Here is a 21,173-nt window from a genome sequence, read left to right as displayed (position 1 = left end):
TGAGCTGCCCCAAAGGGGGGCCGGCGAACCGGCTTGCCATGGCGATGACCATCGGCGGCATGGGCGTTCGAACAGCCGTGACTGGCGTTTGGTGGAGTGCCAGGCTCATAACGAGCTGCCGCCGCGGCCCACACTAGACACGTTCACCCGATCTTGCCAAGAAGGAAAACTTGCCAAGCTGGAAAAAATCCTGGATGGTGGTCGGCATGACGAAAGAGCCGAGCCTGCGCGAACGGAAGAAGCTGGCGACCCGGGCGGCATTGAGCCGTGCGGCCTGGTCCCTGATGGTCGAGCGGGGACTCGACGCGGCCACCCCGGAGGCGATCGCTGCGGCAGTGGATGTGTCGCCGCGCACGTTTCGCAACTACTTCGCCAGTCGCGAGGAGGCGATCCTCGACGGCCTGGTACGGAGCGGCACTTCCCTGCTCGACGCCATGCGCGCCAGGCCCGCGGAGGAGCCGCCGTGGGACTCCCTGACACAGGTGCTTCCGTCCTTCGCCGCGCAATACGCCGGTCAACGGGACAACATCGCGGTGCTGATGCGCGTGGTCGGCGAGCAACCGTCGATGCGGGCACAGCACCTGGTCACGTACGAGCAGGCTGATCAGCAGCTCGCGGAACTCTTCGCCGAACGCACCGGCACCGACGCCGAGCGGGACTTGACTCCTCGCCTGCTGGCCGCCGCGGCAGCTGCCGTACTGCGGACGTCCATGGAGATGTGGGCACAAGGCCACACCGACGTCGCGCTGCCCGATCTTGTCCGAGAGGGCCTTCTACACGTGCGCGCCGGCCTTCCCACCGGTGCCGCCGTGGCGGCTTCCTAGCCATCCCCACCTGTGTCGCTGTCCACGCGCCGGGGGGCGCGTGATCTCGCAAACCCTTGATGAGGAGGAGCGCCTCATGGCAACGATTCCATGCACGCTGAACCGATCCTCATTCCGTCGGCAACGGCTTGCCACGGCGCCGGCCGGGCGCCACCGCGCCAACGCACACCGGTCTGCCGGTGCGGCAGAAGAGAGCCCGAGAAACCGATGAATGCCTTCCACCCCGATCTCACGCGCGCACGCTTCCTCCCCAAGATGTCCTACGGGCCCGTGACCTCGCGCCTCATGCGGAGTCTGAAGCCGCGCCCCACCGCCCCTGGGACCGACCTCACCGTTCAGGAAATAGTCGTGCCCGGGCCGAAGGGCGCACCGTCCGTCTCGCTCCGCGTCTTCCAGCCGACCGGCTTGAAGGCTGCTGTTCCGGCCCTGCTGTGGATACACGGCGGCGGCCTCATCTTCGGAGCCCCGGAACAAGACGACCGGACGAGCATCGCCTTCGCCCGCGAACTCGGCATCACCGTCGCCGCGGTCCGTTATCGACGGGCGTCGGACAGTCCCGCGCCCGCGGCCGTCGAGGACGCCTACGCCGCACTGCGCGGCCTGATCGCGCGGGCGAGCGAACTCCACATCGACATCGACCGCATCGCGATCGGGGGTGCCAGCGCGGGTGGCGGAATCGCCGCGGCCCTCGCGCTGCTCGCCCATGACCGTGCCGAGATCCGGCCGGTGTTCCAACTGCTGGTCTACCCGATGCTCGACGACCGCACGACGACGAGAACGGACCTGGACGCGCGGAACATGCGTCTTTGGACTCCCAAGAGCAACCAGTACGGCTGGTCGTCCTACCTCGGCGACGCCGTAGCGGGCCCGGACGTCTCCCCGTACGCGGCCGCAGCCCGCCGCGAGGACCTCACCGGGCTCCCCCCGGCCTGGATCGGCGTCGGCACCCTCGATCTCTTCCATGACGAAGACGTGGAGTACGCGCGCCGCCTCAGCGACAGCAAAGTCCCCTGCGAACTCCACATTGTTCCGGGCGCGTTCCACGGGTTCGACGCGGTGTTCCCCAAGGCCGACGTTTCCCAGCAGTTCTGGCGCCTGCAGGCGCGGGCGCTGGATGCCGCGCTGTACGGCTGACACACACCGGCGCGTCACTCGGCGCTGAACGCGGCGCGCCCCTCGGCGCGCACCCGCATCGACATCGAAGTCCTCCAGAGCCTGGCCGGCTGCCCCTGCGCGAGAGCGCTCCCGGTCGGGCTGACAGCCCATGCCCACGCACAGCGCGGAGAAGGCGCCTGCGCCTTGCGCCCCAGCACATTGATCAGGAGCACATCATGGAAACACCGACCCCCGTCCGCGAAGCGAGCGGGCGTGAGCCGGTTTCGTCCGAGGCGGGTACGTCCGACGCGGACCGGAAGATGAAGATCGTCAAGTACGTCTTCCTCTTCGTCATGCCGTTCCTCATGGTCACGATGATGTACGCGACGTACATGGGCACCATGCACTCGCCGAAGACGCGGGACATGCCGGTCGCCGTCGTCGGTTCGGGGGCCGTGGCCCAGTCCGTCGTCGACGAGCTGGAGTCCGCCGAGGACGGCGCCGCCGATCCCCGGCTGGTCGCCGACCGCTCGGAGGCGCTCGACCTGCTCAAGGACCGTGACGTCGCCGGTGTCTTGCAGATCCCCGCGGCCGGCGCCACCGAGGCGACCCTCTACACGGCCCAGGCAGCCGGCGCCTCACAGGCCGGAACGGTCAAGCAGCTCCTCGCCCCGGTGGCAGCCGGCCACGACTGGACCACGAAGAACCAGGACATCGCCCCTCTGCCCGCCGGTGACAGCTCGGGCATCGGGGTGCTGTTCGCCGCGATCGGCATGATGATGGTCGGGTACTCCCCGCTGAGCGGCATGATCGCGGCGGTGCCGCATCTACTCGCCGTGCGCAGGTTCCTGCCGCTGCTGGCCGGCTGGGCGGTGGCGACCAGCTCGCTGATCTGGCTGATCCTGGGACCGGTCGTCGGCGCCGTCGACGGACATTACCCGGCGTTCGTCGGGGTCGCCCTGCTCGCGACGGGCGCCGTGGCCCTCAGCCAGCTGCTGTTCGTGAAACTCGTGGGCGGACTGGCGGTGCTGCCCGGCATGCTGCTGTGGATGGTCTTCGGAGTGCCCGCCTCCAACCTCGCCATGCCGATCCACTCGATGCCCGGCTTCTTCGGCTTCCTGCACAACGTGCTGCCGCTGCCGGCCGCGGGCGAGGCGCTGCGCTCCATCGTCTACTTCGACGGCCGCGGCGTCGGCACCCACCTGCTCACCCTCGCCGTCTGGCTCGTCGCCGCCCTCGCGCTCAACCTCCTGGTGGAGCGCCGCAAGGGGATCACCATTCCAAACACCGAGGCGACCGACGACCCCCACTTCCCCCGGCCCGCGATGGCCGGTGGCCCGGTGCGCTCCAAGCGGCTCCGGTACTTCGCGGTGGCCGCCTTCCCGCTGACCATCCTCACCGTCGTCGTCGGCCTGATGAGTGCCTCCCTGCACCAGCCGCAGGTCCGCGACATGCCCGTCGTGGTCGTCGGCGCCTCACAGGAACAGGCCACGCAGGCGGCCCGCGGTCTTCAGGACGGCCTGGGCGACCTGCTCTCCCTGACCACCAGCACCTCCCTCGACGCGGCGACGGACCAGATCCGCGAGGGCGAGACGGTCGGCGTGTACGTCCTGCCCACCTCAAGGGGCGGCGAGGCCACGCTGTACACCTCCTCGGCCGCGGGCGCGAGTCAGCACTCCGCGCTGCAGTCGATGTTCCAGCAGATCTCGGCGAGCCAGAAAACGCAGCTGGAACTGACCGACGTCCAGCCGCTGAACGACTCCGACTCAGGCGGCAGCAACAGCATGTACGCGGCCATGTCCTGGATCATGGCCGGCTTCCTGGTCATGGCGGTCCTGCGCGGCGGTGCCCCTGAGATCAAGCGCCTGCGGCAGCTCCTGCCCATGCTCGCCGGCTACGCGGTCGGCATGGCCGTGTGGCTGTGGTTCCTGTTCGACGTCCTGATCGGCGCGATCAACAGCCACGGCTGGGCGATGATCGGCTTCGGAGCCCTGACGATCTTCAGCATCTCGATGTTCACCGGAGTCTTCACCCGCACCCTCGGCATCGCCGGGATCATCCCCGTCCTGGTGATCGCCCTACTGGCCGGGATCCCCGCCTCCGGCGGAGGCGTCTCCCTCTACATGGTCCCCGAGTTCTTCCGCGACCTGAACGGCATCCTGCCCCTGCCCGCCGCGGTCGACATCGTCCGCGCCACCGTCTACTTCGACGGCTCCGGTGTCGCCGGCCACCTGGGGACCATCGCCACCTGGGGCATCGTGTGCCTGCTGATCCACATCGGCATCGACTGGGCCATCGCCCGCCGCGACCGCACCCGCGGCACCGACGGGGCGGACACGACGGACGGCAGCGGCACCCCGGCACTCGGTGGGCAAGCCGAGCAGCCCGTACCAGCCGGCTCGATCGGACCGGCGCCCGAGGCAGCATCGCGCGCCGTCTCCCTGAGCAGCAGGCGGCGAGCCCTGCGCCGACGTTCCTGACCCTGTGTGGGGCCCCGTCCGACCAGACGGGGCCCCACACGCCGCACCGCCACCTCAAGGGTGGCCCCAACGCAGACGCCCGAGCCTGACCAGACGTCACCACTGCCCGATCTCGGCCGGTCCGGCTCGAAATCACGAAGCCACAGTCGAGTACCGGTCGCGGTCGGCGGCCTGCGTGTGAGAGGCGAGACGAAACACGATGAGCAGCAGCCGTACGAAAGACCCTCGAAGAGGTCTTCACGGAGGGACAGCCCGGCCATCAGAGAGAGCCGGTGCACCGAGCGCGTCCGGCGATACGCAGCACCGGCCTGCCGATGAGGGGGCCGGTGCGGGCCGGCCGCAGCCGGGCTGCGGCCGGCAGAGCCCGCTGCCGGAACCCGCACGGCGCCTCGCCGCCGGAAGCGCCCTGGTGCTCCTCCTCAGCGGCGTCGTCTCCCTGATCGTCTGGTTCTGCGTCACGTTCCAGGCCGTCGTCACGCCGGTTCTGCTGGCGCTGCTCGGCGCGGCCCTGCTCGGCCCGCTCTACCGGCGACTGGTCGCGTTGAAAGTCAACACGTCCCTTGCCGCCGGGCTGACCTGCGCCGCTGTGGTCCTGGTCATGGGCGGGGCCGCCTACATCGTGGTGACCGCCCTGATTGACACCGGCGACCAGATCATCTCCTCGCTGCGGGACGCGGCGCAGTCGATCAGCGACAGGTTCGAAGCGGCCGGGACCTCACTGGACGAGATCGCCACCAACGCGAAGGACCTGGCGTCCCAGTTCGGCGGCACCGCGGTCGCCGGCGTGATGAGCGGCGTCAGCCTGCTCACGGAGATGATCGCGACGGCGGTGCTCGCGATCCTGCTGCTGTTCTTCTTCCTGCGCGACTCCGACAAGGCCGTCGTCTCACTGCGCTCCCTCGCGCCACGCGGCTCCGGGGACACCGCTGTCGCCATGGCCCGCCGCGCCTTTCAGGCGGTCGAGGGCTTCATGCGCGGCACCACGATCATCGCCTTCATCGACGCCGTCTGCATGACGGTCGTTCTGCTGATCCTCCAGGTGCCGAACGCCGTCGGGCTCGGGGCACTGGTGTTCATCGGCGCCTACATCCCCTACCTCGGTGCCCTCCTGTCGGGCGCGGTCGCGGTCCTCGTCGCGTTCGCGGACGGCGGTCCCACGAAGGCGCTGTGGGTCCTCGGCCTGCTTCTCGTCGTCCAGGCAATCGAGGGGAACGTGCTCCAGCCCATGATCCACAGCCGCACGGTGCAGATGCACCCAGCGGTGGTCCTGATGGCACTCACGGCCGGTGCCTCGGTCGCCGGCATCCTCGGCATGCTCCTCGCTGTGCCCCTGACCGCAGCAGCGTTCGGAGTGATTTCAGAGCTCCGGGGGCGACACGCGGAAGCGGCGAGCGGGGCCGCGGGGATCACCGAGAGCCCGATGATCGGCGCCCACGACGACGTGCCCGTGCCGCCGGGGCCGCTGACGGTCACACCGTACGGACCCCTCGCACCGACGACACCGAAGTCACTTGGTACGGAAGGTGTCGAGGAGTCGGGGCGATGCCTGGAGTGCCGTGCGTTGCATCAGGTCGAGGACGCCTCGGGTGCCTGCCATCTCCGATCCCCCGCCGGCCCGGCCGGGGCCTCCGTGTCGCAGGGCGGGGAGCGGTGATCCGTGGCCGGTGGTCTGCGTCATGTTCACCGAGTCCATGAGGTGCAGCCGGCCGTGCCAGGGGGCCGCCTCCCGTACGAAGGCGGTCGTCCAGGCGAGGTCGTCGCCGACGACCGAGGCGGCGAGGCTGCCCCGGCCGCGCGCCACCAGCTCCATGGCGTGGGCGGTGTCGCGGTAGGCCAGCACGGTCGCGGCCGGTCCGAACGGCTCCACCTCGTGGGGCGCGGCGGCGTCCGGGTCCGCGGAGATGAGGAGGGTGTCCAGGAAAGCCCCCCGCTGCGGGTCGGCGTCGACCACCCTCACCTTGTCCGGGTCACCGTGGACGAGGCGCCCGGACTCCGCGATCCGCCGCACCGCGCGGCGTACGTCGTCGCGCTGCGCGAGGCTGACGACCGCCCCCATCCGCACTCCTTCCGCGGCGGGGTTGCCGATGGTCACCCCGGCGAGCTCGGCTGCGACGGCGTCGAGCGTGGCTGCCTCGTGCTCCCGTGGGACGAGGACGCGGCGGATCGCGGTGCACTTCTGGCCCGCCTTGACCGTCATCTCGGTCACGACCTCGCGTACGAACGCCTCGAAGAGCGGCGTTCCGGGCGTGACGTCCGGGGCCAGCACGATGGCGTTGACGGAGTCGGCCTCCGCGTTGAAGCGTACGGAGCGGGCCACCAGGTTGGGATGTGTGCGCAGCGTCTGTGCGGTGGCGGCCGAGCCGGTGAAGGAGAGGATGTCCTGTTCCTGGAGCAGGTCGAGCGCCGGCCGTGCCGAGCCGACGACCAGTTGCAGGGAGCCGGGCGGCAGGACCCCTGCGTCGGTGACGATCCGCACGAGGTGTTCGGTGAGGTAGGCGGTGGGGCTGGCCGGCTTGATCACGCTGGGCAGGCCGGCCAGCAGCGCCTGGGCCAGCTTCTCCAGGGGTGCCCAGACCGGGAAGTTGAAGGCGTTCACCTGAAGCATCAGGCCCGGTGAGGGGGTGACGAGGTGGACGCCGAGGAAGTCCTCACCCCGGGTGAGGCGTTCGGCGGGGCCTTCGAGAAGGTGGGGCGCGTCCGGCAGTTCGGTGCGTGCGCGGATCGCGTAGTCGCGCAGGACGCGGATGCCGCCGTCGACGTCGTGGCGGGCGTCCGCCAGGGTGGCTCCGGCGCGGGTCGACAGGGCGTACAGCTCCTCGCGGCGTGCGCGGACAGCCGCGGTGACCGCGTCCAGCAGGTCTGCTCGCTGGTGGAAGGTCAGCACCCGGAGTGCCTGGCCGCCGGCGCGGCGGGCGTGGTCGAACGCGGCCACCAGGTCGAGGCCCGTGGAGGAGACGCGGCAGACCAACTCTCCGGTGACGGCGTCGTGCACGTCGGCCGCGGGGGCTTCGGTGGCCGCCGGCGCGGCCCAGGTGTCCTGCAGATAGCTCTCGAGAAGCATGGGATGCGGCCCGCTTTCGTCGGAGGGGTCGGGGTTGACTACGTGGAGGGGCGGCTCGCCCCGCAGTCCGCTACGGGACCGGGTGGTGACCCCAGATGTCGGCCGTGTACGTACGGCTCACCCAGGTGCTCTCGTCGACCTGCACGCCGCCCGCGCCGATCTCGATGCCGAAGCCGGCCGGTGAGGTCATGTAGAAGGAGAACATCCCGTCGTTGGCGTGCTTGCCGAGCGTGGCCATGAGTTCGACGTCGTGTTCACGCGTCCGGTCCAGGGCGCGGCCGACCTCTTCCGGGGTGGTCACCTCGCACAGGATGTGGTGGGTGCCCTCGTTCCTGTACGAGCGGATGAAGGCGATGCTGTGGTGCCGGGGGTTGCAGCCGAGGAAGTAGAACGTGCCCCAGGGGTAGTCGGCGGTGTCGCTGAGCCGGAAGCCCAGTACGTCGCAGTAGAAGTCCACCGCCTCCTGGACGTGCGGCGTCTTCATCACCACGTGCCCGAGTCCCTGCTCGCCGGTCACGAAGTCGACGCCCAGCGGTGACACGAACTGGCTCGGGGCGAGACGACGGCCGCAGAACAGCTCGGTGCGGATGCCGAGGGGGCCGTCGAAGTGCACCATGCGGGTCACCTGCCGGTCCCGGCACTCCTCCTCGGTGCCGGCCGTCACGTCGACGCCGGACTCCTTGAGGCGCACCGTCATCTCGTCGATCGCCGCCCCGTCACGGACCTCCCAGCCGATGACCGTGACACCACCGGTCTCCGCCTCCGTCAGCCACATGCGGAACGGATGCTGGTCCATCCGCAGGCGATGGCGCACGGGCCCACCAGGGTCCCCGGTCTCGACCGCGAGACCTATCACTGTGCGGGCGTACTCCGCCCACGCTGTCGGATCGGGCGTGCCGATCCCCACGTAACCAAGGCTCTGGATCGTCATGGCGAAGACGGTATTTGTTAGACCCTTGACGGTCAAGGCTCTGACGAATACCTTGCGGTCATCGAGCCGAGGAGGACTCCGATGCCGGAGAAACCCCGCCTGCAGCCCGTCGACGAGACCGACCTGCAGGAGAAGACACTGGCGTCGCTGGCGCCGTACCGCGACCAGGACGGCCGGATCCACACGATCTGGGCGACCCTGGCCCACCACGAGGACGCGTTGCGCCGCTACCTCGTCTTCAGCAACCATGTGCTGGGCAAGAACACCCTGCCGCTGCCGTCCCGGGAGCTGATGATCCTGCGGATCGCCGCCCGGGCGCAGGCGGCCTACGAGTGGGACCAGCACGTGCGTATCGCCCGCCGGGCCGGCCTGTCCGACGAGGCGATCCTGGCGGCCGCGACCGGCGCCTGGGACGGACTCGACGACCTCGACCGGGTGCTGCTCACCGCCACCGACTCGCTCGTCGACCGGCAGGGCGTGGACGACGAGCTGTGGAACCGGCTGACGGCCCACCTGAGCACCGAGCAGGTCATCGACGTCCTCTACACCGTCGGCCAGTACCTGACCATCGCCACCGTCATCAACACGCTCTGCGTCCAGGTCCAGGGCGACCTCACCCTGCCCCTCCCCCACCCCGCCGACCAGGCCGTTCAGAAGGAAGTGCCCGCATGAAGCTCGCCAACCTCGCCGGCCGCCCCGTCGTCGTGCGCGACGACCGTGCCCTCGACATCGCGAACGCGAGCAAGGGGGCGATCGAGCCCCGCCTGGAGGTGCTCTGCGACCTGTCCCTCCAGGACGAGCTGCGCACCCTCGCCGAGCGGGCCGCGGAGGCGGACTGGCGGGAGTTCGACCCGCGCGAACTGGGCCGGGTCGCCAAGCCGTACAAGGCCATCGGGGTCGCCCTCAACTACCGGGCGCACGCCGAGGAGTCGAATCTCCCGGTCCCCGACGAGCCGTCGGTGTTCGCCAAGTTCGCGTCGTCCGTGGTCGGCCCCTACGACGCGATCGTCGTGGAGCCGCAGTACGACAAGGTCGACTACGAAGCCGAACTCGTGGTCGTCATGGGCCGCACCGGCAAGAACATCTCGCAGGCCGACGCCTGGTCGTACGTGGCGGGCGTGACCGCCGGCCAGGACATCAGCGACCGCAAGGAGCAGTGGCGCAAGCCGATCAACCAGTTCACGCTGCCGAAGTCGTACGACACCTTCAGCCCGATAGGCCCCTATCTGGTGACCGTCGACGAGTTCGAGGACCCGGACGACATCGAGGTGGCCGGCTGGGTCGACGACCTCGAGGTGCAGCGCGGCCGCACCTCCGACCTCATCTTCAGCGTGCCCGAACTGATCGCCTGGCTGTCGAAGCGGGTGACGTTCGAGCCGGGCGACCTGATCTTCACCGGCACCCCGGCCGGCTGCGGAGTCCGCCGTACACCTCGCCTCTACCTCACCGAAGGCAAGGTCCTGCGGACCGAGGTCACCGGCGTCGGCACTATGGTCAACCCGGTCATCGCCGGTTGAAATCGAACGGAAGGCGCGAGATCGTGACGGACACCGTGCGCGAGCCGGGCACCACGGGCACCAGCCGAACCCGGGAGTTCTCCGAGCTCCTGCGCCACCACCATCGTGAGCTGGGCACCACCGATCCGCGGGACCTCGACGCGATCGAGATGGTCACCGACCTCACCCGTCTCGAGGCCCGGCTGACCAAGGACTTCGAGAAGCACGTCCACCGGCCGCTCGGCCTGACCTGGGCGGGCTTCCGGATCCTGAACGCCCTGTGGATCTACGGCCCGCTCGGCCAACAGGACATCGGCCGGGTCTCGGGGTCCACCCGAGCCAGCATCTCGAGCGCGCTGGCGACCCTGGAGAGCCGTGGCCTGGTCACGCGTGAACGCGTCGAGACCGACCGGCGTCAGCTGTTCGTCGAGCTCACCCCGGAGGGCCAGGAAACACTGCGGCTGGCCATCCAGGCGCAGACGAAGCGCGAGCGGGCGTGGACCGCCGTACTCCGCGACGATCAGCTCAGTGAACTGGTCCACCTGCTGCGTACGCTGGTCAACCAGGAGACCCCGCCCGCGGAGTGACCGGGCCCGGGGAACCGGCCCACCGACTCGTGCTCGGAGCCGCCGGACCACGCTCGTCGAGATCAGTAAGAACCTTTACCGTCAAGCGTCTAACAGTAGGTTGGTTTCTCAAGGGAGAGAATCATGGTCCGTCGAGTCGTCACCGGTGTCAGCCCGAGCGGCAAGCCCGTGATCGTCAGTGACGGCGAGCCGCCGCGCACCCGCCAGTTCACCCATACCCCCGGCTTCGCCCGGTCCCTCGTGTGGAACACGGCCGCACCCGCCCTCCCGTCGGCCGACCCGACGGCGTCCCTGAAGTCCTTCGTGCCCGCTCCGGGCGAGACCGTCGCGCTGACCGTCACCTTCCCGCCGGCCAGTGTCTACGCCGACCCGAGCTGGGACCCCGCGGCCGCGGCCGCCGAGCAGCTGGAGGCCAGCCCCGGCCTCGCCGAGCTCTTCGAGCCCGACAACCCCGGCATGCACACCACACCCACCGTCGACTACGGCGTCGTCCTGAGCGGCGAGATCGTCCTCGACCTCGACGGCGGCGAGACCGCGGTACTGAAGCCCGGTGACCTCATCGTGCAGAACGCCACCCGGCACGCCTGGCGCAACCTCGGCGAGGAGCCCGCCACGGTGTTCTTCGTCCTGATGGGCACGGGAGCCACCTCATGAGCGCCCTGACGACGGCGGCGCCCGGCGCGCCCGTCGTCGAGCTCGATCTCGCCGAGCTGCGCCGCGACCCCTACCCCGCCTACGCCGAGCTGCGCCGCACCGCCCCGCTCGCCTGGGTCCCCTCGGTGGGACGGCACCTGCTCACCCGGTACGACGACATCGTCCACGCCGAGAAGCTGCCCGAGGTCTTCAGCTCCCGCGAGGAGGGCTCGCTGCTGCTGCGCACGGTCGGCCCCAACATGCTCCGCGAGGACGACCCGGACCACCGGCGTCTGCGGGCCGCGGCCGAGCCGCCCACCCGACCCCGCCAGGTCCGCGACCAGTGGGCCGCCGCCTTCGAGCGCACCGCGCACAAGCTGCTCGACCGGATCGCCGGCCGCGGCGAGGGCGACCTCATACGCGACTTCGCCGAGCCGCTCGTCGCCGCCAACCTGGCACTGGTACTGGGCCTGCGCAACGCGAGCGCCGACGACATCGCCGACTGGTCGCGGGCGATGATGGACGGCAACAGCAACTACGCCGACGACCCCGACATCTGGCTCCGCGCCGAGCGCGCGACCCGGGCCATCGAGGAAGCGGTGGCCGAAATGGCGGAGGTCACACGCCGCGAGCCCGACGGCTCGGTGATCTCCTCCATGGTCCACGCGGCTGACCCGGTGGAACTCGCCGAGATCCAGAACAACGTCAAGGTCATCATCGGCGGAGGCGTCAACGAGCCGCGCGACGTGTTCGGCGTGGGCGCCTGGGCGCTGCTTCAACGGCCCGACGCTCTGGACCGGGCACTCAAGGACCCATCGGCCTGGAAGCGGGTCTTCGAGGAGACCGCCCGCTGGATCTCGCCGATCGGCATGTATCCCCGCCAGCTCACGCAGGACTACGAGATAGCCGGCGTCACCCTGCCCGCGGGCAGCCGCGTCGCCCTCGTCATCGCCTCGGGCAACCGCGACGAGTCGGTCTTCGAACGGGCCGACGAGTTCGACCTCGACCGCCCGCACCGCCCCCACCTCGCCTTCGGCGGCGGACCGCACTTCTGCATGGGCGCATGGGTCGCGCGCCACGAGGTCAGCGCCATCGCCTGGCCCCTCGTCTTCAGCCGTCTGAAGGGACTCCGCCTCGACGACGGCGCGACAGCATCCGACAGCGGCTCCGCCGCGGGCAGCCTGGACGGCTGGGTCTTCCGCGGGCTCACCTCGCTCGACGTCACCTGGCAAGCAACCGCATGACAGTCACACCCAGCACCCTGGGCGACCCAACTGCACGAATGGCTCGATCGACCGATCAAGAAGGTAGAGCCGCCTGAGCCGTCCCCATCGGGAGGACTTCATGCCCACCGTCATCTTCCAGCTGCCCGACGGGACCGAACGCAAAGTCATTGCCGTGTCGGGGACCGTGCTCATGCAGGCGGCCGTCTCAGGCGGCGTCGCGGGCATCGTCGCCGAGTGCGGCGGCAACGCCTCCTGCGCCACCTGCCACGTCTACGTCGACTCGGCACAGGCCGAGCTGGTAGGCCCGCCGAACGACGTCGAGGACGAGATGCTGGACTTCACCGCCGCCGAACGGCGGCCCACCAGTCGGCTCAGCTGCCAGATCCACCTCTCCGACGCCCTCGACGGCCTGGTCGTCCACGTACCCGAGGAGCAGGTATGACGAGCGCGGCGGGCGTGGTCGTCGTCGGCGGCGGGCAGGCCGCGTTCAGCGTCGTGTCGACACTGCGCGCATCCGGCTACGACGGTCCGGTCAGCGTGTTCGCCGCCGAGCCCCATCTGCCTTACCAGCGGCCGCCGTTGTCGAAGAAGGCCCACACCGAGCCGGAGGGTCTCCGCGTCGAGCTGGTGCCGGAGTCCTTCTACCGCGAGCGGAACATCGACCTGCGGCTCGGGGACGACGTGGTCGCCCTCGACACCGCCGCCGCCACGGTCGTCTCCCGCACCGGGGCCCGCGTTCCCTACGCCCATCTCGTGCTGGCGACCGGCGCGCGCAACCGTCCGCTGCCCGTCCCCGGCGCCGAGCTGGACGGCATCCACGCCGTGCGCTCACTCGACGACGCCCTGACAATCGGCCGGGCACTGACGACGGCCCGTGACGTGGTCGTCGTCGGCGGCGGGTTCATCGGCCTCGAGCTGGCCCGGGTCGCGTTGGCACGCGGCGCACGGGTGACCGTGCTGGAGCTGGCCGACCGGTTGCTGAGCCGGGCCGTGTCACCGGAGCTGGAGCGCCCTCTGCGGGAACGGCACGAGCATGCCGGTGTCCGGGTCCTGACCGGGACGGGCGTACGGGCCCTGGAGGGACCGGGCCGGGTGGAGCGGGTCGTCACGGACCGCGAGGTCCTGGCCGCCGACCTCGTCGTCTACGGCATCGGCGCCATCCCCCGGGACGACCTGGCCGGGGAGGCCGGACTCGCCGTGGCGGACGGCGTGGTCGTGGACGAGCAGCTGCGCTCGGTCACCGATCCCCGGATCTCCGCCGTCGGTGACTGCGCTCGCCATCCGCATCCGCACGCGGAGGGGCTGGTCCGGCTGGAGTCGGTGCAGAACGCCATCGACCAGGGGACGCTGGTCGGCCGACGCATCGCCGGCTCGCCCGCCTCGTACGAGAGTCTGCCGTGGTTCTGGAGCGACCAGGGCGACGTCAAGTTGCAGATCGCCGGGCTGCGTTCCCCTGCCGACGAGGTGCGCCTCGTGCCCGGCGACTCCCCGGAGCGGCTGGCCGGGTACGCCTTCCGCGACGGTCTGCTGGTGGCCGTGGAGACCTTGAACTGGCCCGCCGAACATCTGGCGGCCCGCCGGTTGCTGGAGCGTCGGACGCCGGTCTTGGCCGGCGACCTGGCGGGGACGACTCTCGGCGCTCTCGCCCGGGCCAGACGCGCGGCGGAGGTGAGGGCATGACGAGCACCTTCGGCGCCCACCTCCTCACCACCGCGGTCGAGGCCGGGTCCCGGACCGCCCTCGTCTTCGAGGACCGGACCTGGACCTATGCCGAACTGGACCTGGCCGTACGGCGGACCGCGGCCCGCCTCGACAAGTACGGGGTACGCAAGGGCGATCGCGTGGTGATGCAGGGCGCGGCCCGGCCCGAGGCCCTGATCACGCTGTTCGCGGTGACGCGGATGGGGGCGGTGCTCGTGCCGCTGCACCCGCAGGTGACCGAGGGCGAGCTCACCGTCGTCTGCGAGGAAACCGCGCCGCGTGCGGTGGTGGGCGGCGAGGGATTCCCGGACGGGACGGGCATCCGCCTGACGTGGGACGACCTGCACGTCGACGACGAGCCGTCCGCGCCCGTCGCCGGAGAGCCCCCGACCGGCTCGGACATCGCGATCATCGCGTTCACGTCCGGCACCTCGGGCCGTCCCAAGGGCGTCGCGCTGACCCACGACAACCTGTACTGGAGCATGGCGGGCGGCCTGTCGCGGCTGCCCGTCGGCGAGGACGACACCGCCCTCGTCTCCACGCCGCTGGCCCACGTCGCCGTGCTCGGCGGGCTTCCGCAGTACACCTGGGCACGGCGCGGGACGGTGATCCTGGCCCCGCGCTTCGACCCGGACCTGTTCATCGACCTGGTCCTCGGCCACAAGGTCACCTGTGCCTTCGCCGTGCCGGCCATGTCCGCCCTGCTGGCCCGCCACCCCCGCTTCGGCAGCGGCGACCTGGACACGCTGCGGTGGATCCTGTCCGGCGGATCGCCGGCCCAGACCGCCACCCGCGAGCAGTTCCGAGCGCGCGGGATCGGTGTGATCAACTCCTACGGCCTGACGGAGACCAGCGCCGGCGTGACGTACTCCGCGCCCGACGAGACGGCGAACTCCACCGGATCGTCGGTTCCCCAGGTCGAGTTGAGGGTCGTGGACGCGACCGGGTCGACCGCCCTGGCCGGTTCCTCCGGTGAGATCTGGGTGCGGGGGCCGTCGGTGGCGGACGCGTACTGGACCGCCGCCGGAACGGTGCCCGTGGCCGATCGGGAGGGCTGGTTCCACACCGGGGACCGCGGACGGTTCGACGCGGAGGGCCGCCTCTCGGTCGTCGGCCGGCTCAAGGACACCATCATCACCGGCGGGGAGAACGTCGATCCCGCCGAGGTCGAGAACGCCCTCGCCGACTTCCCCGGTGTCGTCGAGGTAGCCGTGTCCGGGGCGCCGGACCCGGTCTGGGGTGAGGTCGTGACCGCCTTCCTCGTCACCGACTCCGGTACGCCGACCCTGGACGACGTCCGCGGTCACCTCGACGGCCGGCTCGCCCGGCACAAGTGGCCCCGGCGCCTGTGCGTCGTCCCCGCACTGCCCCGCGGGGCCACCGGAAAGCTGCAGCGCGCGCGGCTGACGACGCTGCTGGACAACTGACCCGTCCTCCACAACTCCCAGGGACCGCGCCCAAGTGGGCGCTGTCTCCCCCAGTCATACCCGAGGAGACGCCATGAGTGCGACCATGCGAGCCGCGCGGATGCACGCCGTCGGCGAGCCGATGAGGATCGAGGAACTCCCCGTTCCCGAGCCCGGCCCCGGTGACGTCCGCGTGGCCGTCCACGCCGTCAACATCGTTCCGAACCTGGCCAACATCCTGAACATGTGGACGACCTGGTTCCCGCACAGCCCGCTGCCGACCCTGCCGGCGATCTTCGGACTGGACCCGGCGGGCGTGGTCGAGGCCGTGGGTGAGGGTGTCCAGGCGTTCAAGCCGGGCGACCGGGTGTACGTCAACCCGGGCCGTTCCTGCGGGTCGTGCCGGTCCTGTCGCAACGACGACTCGATCAACTGCGCCAGCTACGCCTTCGCCGGATATTTCGGCTTCTCACCGACCGCGCTCGACCTGCTCGACCGCTACCAGGGCGGCCTCGCCGAGTACATGGTGGCGCCCGCCTACAGTCTGGTGAAGCTGCCGGACGCACTGTCGTTCAACGCCGCCGCCCGCTTCGGCTACCTCGGCACCATGTACTCCGCTCTCCGCAAGGCCGGGGCAGGCCCGGGCAAGACGATTCTGATCAACGGCATCAGCGGCACCCTGGGCATCGGCGCCGCGCTCCTCGCACCCGCCCTGGGCCTGACCCACGTATACGGCACCGGCCGCGACAAGGACCTGCTCGACCAGGCCGGCAAGCTGGCGAACGGCCGGCTGCACCTGCACTCCCTCGACGACGGCCCGGTCGACGAGTGGATCCACGAGCAGACCGACGGCTACGGCGTCGACATCTACATCGACGCGCTCGGCCCCGGCGCCCCGCACGAGACCTTCCGGGCCGGCATGCGCGCCATGGCGCGCGGCGGCATCGCGGTGAACATCGGCGCCGTCGCCGGTGACCTGCCCATCGACATCCACCGGATGATGGACCAGCAGCTGCGGCTGATCGGCTCGGCGTGGTTCACCTCCGGCGAGGGGCAGGCCATGGCCGACATGGTCGAGGGGGGCCTGCTGGATCTCGGCCCGCTGGAACACCAGGTGTTCCCACTGGAGCAGGTCAACGACGCCATCGGCGGATTCGCCCGACGCAACGGCGGCTTCAGCAACTTCATCATCAGCCCGACCGCCACCGCGTGAGCGACGTGACGACCTGACGGCCGCCTTCTGACCGGAGGCCGTCGGTCCTCCCCTGACCGGCGGCCTCCTCCTCTCCCCCTCCCGATCCCTGGAGACCTGATGCACACCCCACACTCCCCGCGCCCGGCCGACCCCCTCGACCTGCTGGAACTCGACAGCCTGCTGACGCCGGACGAGCACGCCGTACGCGACGCCGTGCGCACCTTCTGCGACCGGCGCGTCGAACCGTACATCGCCGAGTGGTTCGAACAGGGCGAGATCGAGGACATCCGCGGCCTCACCAAGGAACTCGGCGAACTCGGCCTGCTGGGCATGCACTTGGAGGGCTACGGCTGCGCGGGGATGAGCGCCGTCGACTACGGCCTGGCCTGTCTGGAACTGGAGGCGACCGACTCCGGGCTGCGTTCCCTGGTGTCGGTCCAGGGCTCGCTGGCCATGTACGCGATCCATGCCTTCGGCTCCGAGGAGCAGAAGGAGGAGTGGCTGCCGCGCCTCGCGGCGGGCACCGCCATCGGCTGCTTCGGCCTCACCGAGCCCGACTCCGGCTCCGATCCCGGCAGCATGCGCACCACCGCCCGCCGAGACGGTGACGACTGGCTCCTCGACGGGCGCAAGATGTGGATCACCAACGGCTCGGTCGCCGACGTGGCCGTCGTCTGGGCCCGCACCGAGGACGGCGTACGCGGCTTCGTCGTCCCCACCGACACCCCCGGTTTCTCGGCACCCGCCATCAAGCACAAGATGTCACTGAGGGCCTCGGTGACCAGCGAGCTCGTGCTCGACTCGATACGACTGCCCGGATCCGCCGTGCTGCCTGAGGTACGCGGACTGCGCGGGCCGCTGTCCTGCCTCAACGAGGCGCGGTACGGGATCGCGTGGGGCGCGATGGGTGCCGCACGGTCGTCGTTCCGGGCGGCGCTGGCCTACGCGGGCGACCGGGTCCAGTTCGGCCGCCCGATCAGCTCCTTCCAGCTGACCCAGGCCAAACTGACCGACATGGCGCTGGAGTTGGCCAAGGGCACGCTCCTGGCCTTCCACCTGGGCCGCACCAAGGACGACCGGGGCCTGCGCCCCGAACAGGTCAGCTACGGCAAGCTCAACAACACCCGTGCCGCACTGGATATCTGCCGCACCGCCCGCACCGTCCTGGGCGCCAACGGCATCTCACTGGAGTACCCGGTCATCCGGCACGCCAACAACCTGGAGTCGATCCTCACCTACGAGGGCACCGTCGAGATGCACACCCTCATGATCGGCCAGGCGCTGACGGGGCAGGCGGCCTTCCGGTGAGCGGTGCGCCGGGCGCCGACATCCGTCGGGTCGGTGTCATCGGCTGCGGTCTGATGGGCGCGGGCATCGCCGAAGTGTGCGCCCGGGCCGGGCTGGACGTGGTGGTCCACGAGGTGAGTCCGGGCGCGGCCGATGCCGGACGGGTCCGGATCACCGCCTCGCTCGACCGGGGCGTACGGCGCGGCAAGCTCACCGGCGAGGAACACGACGCCGCACTCGCCCGGGTCCGGGTCACCCCCGACCTCACCGAGTTGGCCGACCGGGACCTGCTGGTGGAGGCGGCGACAGAGGATGAGAAGACCAAGGTCGAACTGTTCGCCGAACTCGACCGGGTCGTCACCCGCGAGGACGCGCTGCTCGCGTCGAACACCTCGTCCCTCCCCATCATGAAACTCGGCATGGCCACCACACGCCCGCACCAGGTGATCGGGGTGCACTTCTTCCACCCGGTCCCGGTACTCGGCCTGGTGGAGATCGTGCCGTCCCTGCTGACGAGCACTCACACCCAACAGCGCGCGGCGGAGTTCGTCACCGACGTGCTCGGCAAGCAGGTGATCCGCTCCCAGGACCGGGCCGGGTTCGTGGTGAACGCCCTCCTGGTGCCGTACCTGCTCTCCGCGATCCGCATGCTGGAGTCCGGCTTCGCCTCCGCGAAGGACATCGACACCGGCATGGTCCTCGGCTGCGCCCACCTCCTGGGCCCGCTGAGCCTGGCCGACCTGATCGGCCTGGACACCCTCGGGGCGATCGCCGACGCGATGTACGCCGACTTCAAGGAACCGCTGCACGCCGCGCCTCCGCTGCTGCTGCGCATGGTGGAGGCCGGCCTGCTCGGACGAAAGTCCGGGCGCGGCTTCCACGACTACTCGGAATCGAAGAAGGGCGACTGACCCCATGGCGCAGGAAGTACGCGGCGTGATCGCACCGGGCAAGGGCGAGCCGGTGCGGATGGAGACGATCGTCGTGCCCGACCCAGGGCCTGGGGAGGCGGTCGTACGCATCCAGGCGTGCGGGGTGTGTCATACCGACCTGCACTACAAACAGGGCGGGATCAGCGACGAGTTCCCCTTCCTGCTCGGCCATGAGGCGGCGGGCGTCGTGGAGTCGGTCGGCGAGGGCGTCACCGATGTGGCGCCCGGGGACTTCGTGATCCTCAACTGGCGTGCCGTGTGCGGGCAGTGCCGCGCCTGTCTGCGGGGGCGCCCGTGGTTCTGCTTCGACACCCGCAACGCCGAGCAGAGGATGACCCTCGCGGGCAGCGGCCGGGAGCTGTCTCCGGCCCTCGGTATCGGTGCCTTCGCCGAGAAGACCCTGGTCGCCGCCGGGCAGTGCACCAAGGTCGACCCGGCGGTCGCCCCGCAGGTGGCTGGGTGCCCGTGACAAGACGCCGGAAGAGGTGGCGGCGATCTGGGCGTACGAGGCCGCCGATGAGTTCCGGTGCGATCTGTTCTCCAACGCGCTCATGGGCCAGTTCGCCACTGTGACCGCGGGCGGGGGCGGCGAGGCCCGGCCGTTCACCCTTGCCGACCTTTTGGGCGAGGGCTACCGCGATGCCTTCGCCAGCCTTCTCGATGACGTGGACCCCGGATGGGCCGACCTCGTTCATTGTTCATTCATACCGGACGCACCGGATCGGCCTGGACGAGATGTGCGGACGCTTGATTTTCGGCACGGGCGAGGTGCTCAAGCTGATCGCGCACGCCGACGCTGTGGAGGAGGCTGGAGGGAACGCGCCGCTGCTGACCGGCTACGAGGACCACCCTGCAGTCCAGCGACTTCTTGGCCCCGTATGGACGCCAATCCGGGAGGTCCTGGATACGACGCCCGCCCTGCCGCCCCTGGCCGACTTCGCGGCCGCGGACCGGGCCATCCAGGACTGCGGGCGACACGTCGCCGCCATGTGGGCCTCCCTAGATGTCACCGGACATCTGACGAGGACGACCAGCTGTACATCTCAGTGAGTTGACGGCCCCAGGTGTGGAGACGTGTAGTCGTCCGGGCGGTGTGCGTCTCCCGAATCCGTGCGGTGAGCACCGCCACGGAGCACCGGACGTCGTCCATCGCCTCCAAACCGTCCGCACTGAGTGTTTTCCAACCTCAGGTTGAGCTGGTCAGGTGGAGGTGAGGACGGTTTCGACGAGGCTGGTGATGCCGGTGGTGGAGCGTCGCAGTTTGCACAGGAGCCGCCCTGTTATCGGTGCAGGCCGGTCAGGGTGTTATAGGCCTCTTGGATGAGAGTGTTGCCGCGCCCGGGAGCGGTGTTGGCCAGTGCTACCAGGGCGGTGCGGTGGTGGGGGTTGAAGCCGGCGAAGGTGGTGAAGCCGCAGGTGCCGCCGGAGTGGTGGTAGAGGGTGGAGCCGTCGGTGCGGGAGCGGATGTTCCACACCAGTGACAGGCCGGTGTTGCGGGGTGTGCGAAGCCGGGGGCGGAGGACTTCGCGCAGTGCGGTGGTGAGGGTGGGTGGCGCTCCGGCTGCAGTGGGGTCCAGGAGTGCCTCGAGGGTGGTGAGGAGATCGCGGGCGCTTGAGCGGAGGATTCCTGCGGCGGGCAGGCCGGGGATGTGGAAGGGGGGCCGGGTTCGGTGGTGATGGTAGCCGGTGGCCTGGGTGGTCCCTGGGCGCGCGGCTGGGGCGCAGTCCGTGGCGTGTAAGCGGAGAGGGTGCAGCACGCGGGTGTTGAGTAGTGCGGGGTAGGGGGTGTGGTCGGCTGCTGCGGTGAGGGCGTGGCCGAGTAGGCCGAGACCGAAGTTGGAGTACCGGACCCGGGTGCCGGGAGCGGCTCGCAGACGGGTGCGGGTCAAGGCGTGCAGGACGTTTTCGGTGGTGAAGGCGGCGTAGGGGTTGGTGAACGTGCGGGGAAGGGCGCTGCGGACGAGGCCGGGGGGAAGCCGGGGAAGGCCGGAGGTGTGGGTGGCGAGGTGGGTGAGGGTGATGTCCTCACCGCCTGCGGGCAGTGCTGTTGCGTGGGGCAGGTGGCGGGCGAGTGGATCGTGGAGGTGCAACTCGCCGCGGGCTGCCTGCTCGGCCAGCAGCAGGGCGGTGAAGGTTTTGGTGAGGGAGCCGATTTCGAAGCGGGTGCCCGCATCGGCCGGTGGTCCTCCCGCATGTGTGGTGCGGCCCCGGGCCACGAGGGCGCGCCGGCCTTGGTGGTACAGGCCGATGACGATCGTGCTGGCGCCGTGTGCCGCGCCCAGCAGGGTGCGCGTCGCCCGGTGCACCGTAGCGGGGTCA

The 21,173-nt window shown here is 70.3% G+C and carries 18 protein-coding genes and 2 pseudogenes; 17 read left to right on the top strand and 3 right to left on the bottom strand.

Features of this window, described 5'->3' with window-relative positions; translation table 11 throughout:
• Positions 1–170 precede the first annotated feature (170 nt).
• The 4 genes and pseudogenes from QQS16_RS42835 to QQS16_RS42820 all read left to right on the top strand — a co-directional run.
• Complete coding sequence (locus QQS16_RS42835; RefSeq protein ID WP_286068066.1) at positions 171–824, top strand: TetR/AcrR family transcriptional regulator; 654 nt, start codon at positions 171–173, stop codon at positions 822–824.
• 348 nt (positions 825–1,172) lie between these two features.
• Positions 1,173–1,958, top strand: coding sequence for an alpha/beta hydrolase (locus tag QQS16_RS42830; RefSeq protein WP_286068065.1), 786 nt, complete (start codon positions 1,173–1,175; stop codon positions 1,956–1,958).
• A 197-nt stretch (positions 1,959–2,155) separates the two neighbouring features.
• On the top strand, positions 2,156–4,399 hold the full coding sequence (locus tag QQS16_RS42825) for an ABC transporter permease (protein WP_286068064.1): 2,244 nt from the start codon (positions 2,156–2,158) through the stop codon (positions 4,397–4,399).
• A 367-nt stretch (positions 4,400–4,766) separates the two neighbouring features.
• Positions 4,767–5,816: pseudogene (locus tag QQS16_RS42820) on the top strand (AI-2E family transporter); the annotation flags it as partial.
• Positions 5,817–5,906: 90 nt separating this feature from the next.
• On the opposite strand, the gene paaZ reads toward QQS16_RS42820, so the two are convergent.
• Entirely contained in the window at positions 5,907–7,460 is a 1,554-nt protein-coding gene (paaZ, locus tag QQS16_RS42815; RefSeq protein ID WP_286068062.1) for a phenylacetic acid degradation bifunctional protein PaaZ, read from the bottom strand.
• A 70-nt stretch (positions 7,461–7,530) separates the two neighbouring features.
• Complete coding sequence (locus tag QQS16_RS42810; RefSeq protein ID WP_286068061.1) at positions 7,531–8,391, bottom strand: VOC family protein; 861 nt, start codon at positions 8,389–8,391, stop codon at positions 7,531–7,533.
• A gap of 81 nt (positions 8,392–8,472) precedes the next feature.
• On the opposite strand from QQS16_RS42810, the gene QQS16_RS42805 reads away from it, so the two are divergent.
• From QQS16_RS42805 to QQS16_RS42745, 13 genes and pseudogenes are all read left to right on the top strand, one after another.
• On the top strand, positions 8,473–9,063 hold the full coding sequence (locus QQS16_RS42805; protein WP_286068060.1) for a carboxymuconolactone decarboxylase family protein: 591 nt from the start codon (positions 8,473–8,475) through the stop codon (positions 9,061–9,063).
• Positions 9,060–9,908, top strand: coding sequence for a fumarylacetoacetate hydrolase family protein (locus QQS16_RS42800; RefSeq protein ID WP_286068059.1), 849 nt, complete (start codon positions 9,060–9,062; stop codon positions 9,906–9,908). The genes QQS16_RS42805 and QQS16_RS42800 overlap by 4 nt, the downstream gene beginning before the upstream one ends.
• 23 nt (positions 9,909–9,931) lie before the next feature.
• The gene (locus QQS16_RS42795; RefSeq protein ID WP_286068058.1) at positions 9,932–10,474 is read left to right on the top strand and encodes a MarR family winged helix-turn-helix transcriptional regulator; all 543 of its coding nucleotides are present in this window, start codon (positions 9,932–9,934) and stop codon (positions 10,472–10,474) included.
• Positions 10,475–10,597: 123 nt separating this feature from the next.
• Positions 10,598–11,128, top strand: coding sequence for a cupin domain-containing protein (locus QQS16_RS42790; RefSeq protein ID WP_286068057.1), 531 nt, complete (start codon positions 10,598–10,600; stop codon positions 11,126–11,128).
• Positions 11,125–12,351, top strand: coding sequence for a cytochrome P450 (locus tag QQS16_RS42785; protein ID WP_286068055.1), 1,227 nt, complete (start codon positions 11,125–11,127; stop codon positions 12,349–12,351). The genes QQS16_RS42790 and QQS16_RS42785 overlap by 4 nt, the downstream gene beginning before the upstream one ends.
• A gap of 100 nt (positions 12,352–12,451) precedes the next feature.
• Complete coding sequence (locus QQS16_RS42780) at positions 12,452–12,775, top strand: 2Fe-2S iron-sulfur cluster-binding protein (protein ID WP_286068054.1); 324 nt, start codon at positions 12,452–12,454, stop codon at positions 12,773–12,775.
• Positions 12,772–14,013 (top strand): NAD(P)/FAD-dependent oxidoreductase, encoded by a 1,242-nt coding sequence (locus QQS16_RS42775; protein WP_286068052.1) that lies wholly within the window; start codon positions 12,772–12,774, stop codon positions 14,011–14,013. Before QQS16_RS42780 ends, QQS16_RS42775 begins: the two co-directional genes overlap by 4 nt.
• Entirely contained in the window at positions 14,010–15,461 is a 1,452-nt protein-coding gene (locus QQS16_RS42770) for a class I adenylate-forming enzyme family protein (protein WP_286068050.1), read from the top strand. Before QQS16_RS42775 ends, QQS16_RS42770 begins: the two co-directional genes overlap by 4 nt.
• A 73-nt stretch (positions 15,462–15,534) precedes the next feature.
• A complete protein-coding gene (locus QQS16_RS42765) occupies positions 15,535–16,653 on the top strand; it encodes an alcohol dehydrogenase catalytic domain-containing protein (protein ID WP_286068049.1) in 1,119 nt (372 codons plus the stop codon).
• Positions 16,654–16,752: 99 nt separating this feature from the next.
• The gene (locus QQS16_RS42760; RefSeq protein ID WP_286068048.1) at positions 16,753–17,943 is read left to right on the top strand and encodes an acyl-CoA dehydrogenase family protein; all 1,191 of its coding nucleotides are present in this window, start codon (positions 16,753–16,755) and stop codon (positions 17,941–17,943) included.
• Positions 17,940–18,833, top strand: a complete 894-nt coding sequence (locus tag QQS16_RS42755; protein ID WP_286068047.1) for a 3-hydroxybutyryl-CoA dehydrogenase — start codon at positions 17,940–17,942, stop codon at positions 18,831–18,833. Before QQS16_RS42760 ends, QQS16_RS42755 begins: the two co-directional genes overlap by 4 nt.
• A 4-nt stretch (positions 18,834–18,837) precedes the next feature.
• Positions 18,838–19,314: pseudogene (locus QQS16_RS42750) on the top strand (alcohol dehydrogenase catalytic domain-containing protein); the annotation flags it as partial.
• A 179-nt stretch (positions 19,315–19,493) separates the two neighbouring features.
• A complete protein-coding gene (locus QQS16_RS42745; protein WP_286068046.1) occupies positions 19,494–19,904 on the top strand; it encodes a hypothetical protein in 411 nt (136 codons plus the stop codon).
• Between the two features lie 230 nt (positions 19,905–20,134).
• Here QQS16_RS42745 and QQS16_RS42740 read toward each other — a convergent pair whose 3' ends face one another.
• On the bottom strand, positions 20,135–21,160 hold the full coding sequence (locus QQS16_RS42740; protein WP_286068045.1) for a serine hydrolase domain-containing protein: 1,026 nt from the start codon (positions 21,158–21,160) through the stop codon (positions 20,135–20,137).
• Positions 21,161–21,173: the final 13 nt, after the last annotated feature.

It is taken from the genome of Streptomyces sp. ALI-76-A (genome assembly GCF_030287445.1).
GTDB lineage: Bacteria > Actinomycetota > Actinomycetes > Streptomycetales > Streptomycetaceae > Streptomyces.
Note: the sequence above shows the minus strand (reverse complement) of the source record. Positions and strands in the feature narration are given on the sequence as shown.

What these genes read in the sequence shown, in the direction of transcription:
- QQS16_RS42745 (WP_286068046.1), top strand. Translation starts at nt 19,494, where the DNA reads ATGCCTTCGCCAGCCTTCTCGATGACGTGGACCCCGGATGGGCCGACC.
- QQS16_RS42760 (WP_286068048.1), top strand. Translation starts at nt 16,753, where the DNA reads ATGCACACCCCACACTCCCCGCGCCCGGCCGACCCCCTCGACCTGCTG.
- QQS16_RS42770 (WP_286068050.1), top strand. Translation starts at nt 14,010, where the DNA reads ATGACGAGCACCTTCGGCGCCCACCTCCTCACCACCGCGGTCGAGGCC.
- QQS16_RS42775 (WP_286068052.1), top strand. Translation starts at nt 12,772, where the DNA reads ATGACGAGCGCGGCGGGCGTGGTCGTCGTCGGCGGCGGGCAGGCCGCG.
- QQS16_RS42780 (WP_286068054.1), top strand. Translation starts at nt 12,452, where the DNA reads ATGCCCACCGTCATCTTCCAGCTGCCCGACGGGACCGAACGCAAAGTC.
- QQS16_RS42800 (WP_286068059.1), top strand. Translation starts at nt 9,060, where the DNA reads ATGAAGCTCGCCAACCTCGCCGGCCGCCCCGTCGTCGTGCGCGACGAC.
- paaZ (WP_286068062.1), bottom strand. Translation starts at nt 7,460, where the DNA reads ATGCTTCTCGAGAGCTATCTGCAGGACACCTGGGCCGCGCCGGCGGCC.
- QQS16_RS42785 (WP_286068055.1), top strand. Translation starts at nt 11,125, where the DNA reads ATGAGCGCCCTGACGACGGCGGCGCCCGGCGCGCCCGTCGTCGAGCTC.
- QQS16_RS42790 (WP_286068057.1), top strand. Translation starts at nt 10,598, where the DNA reads ATGGTCCGTCGAGTCGTCACCGGTGTCAGCCCGAGCGGCAAGCCCGTG.
- QQS16_RS42810 (WP_286068061.1), bottom strand. Translation starts at nt 8,391, where the DNA reads ATGACGATCCAGAGCCTTGGTTACGTGGGGATCGGCACGCCCGATCCG.
- QQS16_RS42805 (WP_286068060.1), top strand. Translation starts at nt 8,473, where the DNA reads ATGCCGGAGAAACCCCGCCTGCAGCCCGTCGACGAGACCGACCTGCAG.
- QQS16_RS42825 (WP_286068064.1), top strand. Translation starts at nt 2,156, where the DNA reads ATGGAAACACCGACCCCCGTCCGCGAAGCGAGCGGGCGTGAGCCGGTT.
- QQS16_RS42765 (WP_286068049.1), top strand. Translation starts at nt 15,535, where the DNA reads ATGAGTGCGACCATGCGAGCCGCGCGGATGCACGCCGTCGGCGAGCCG.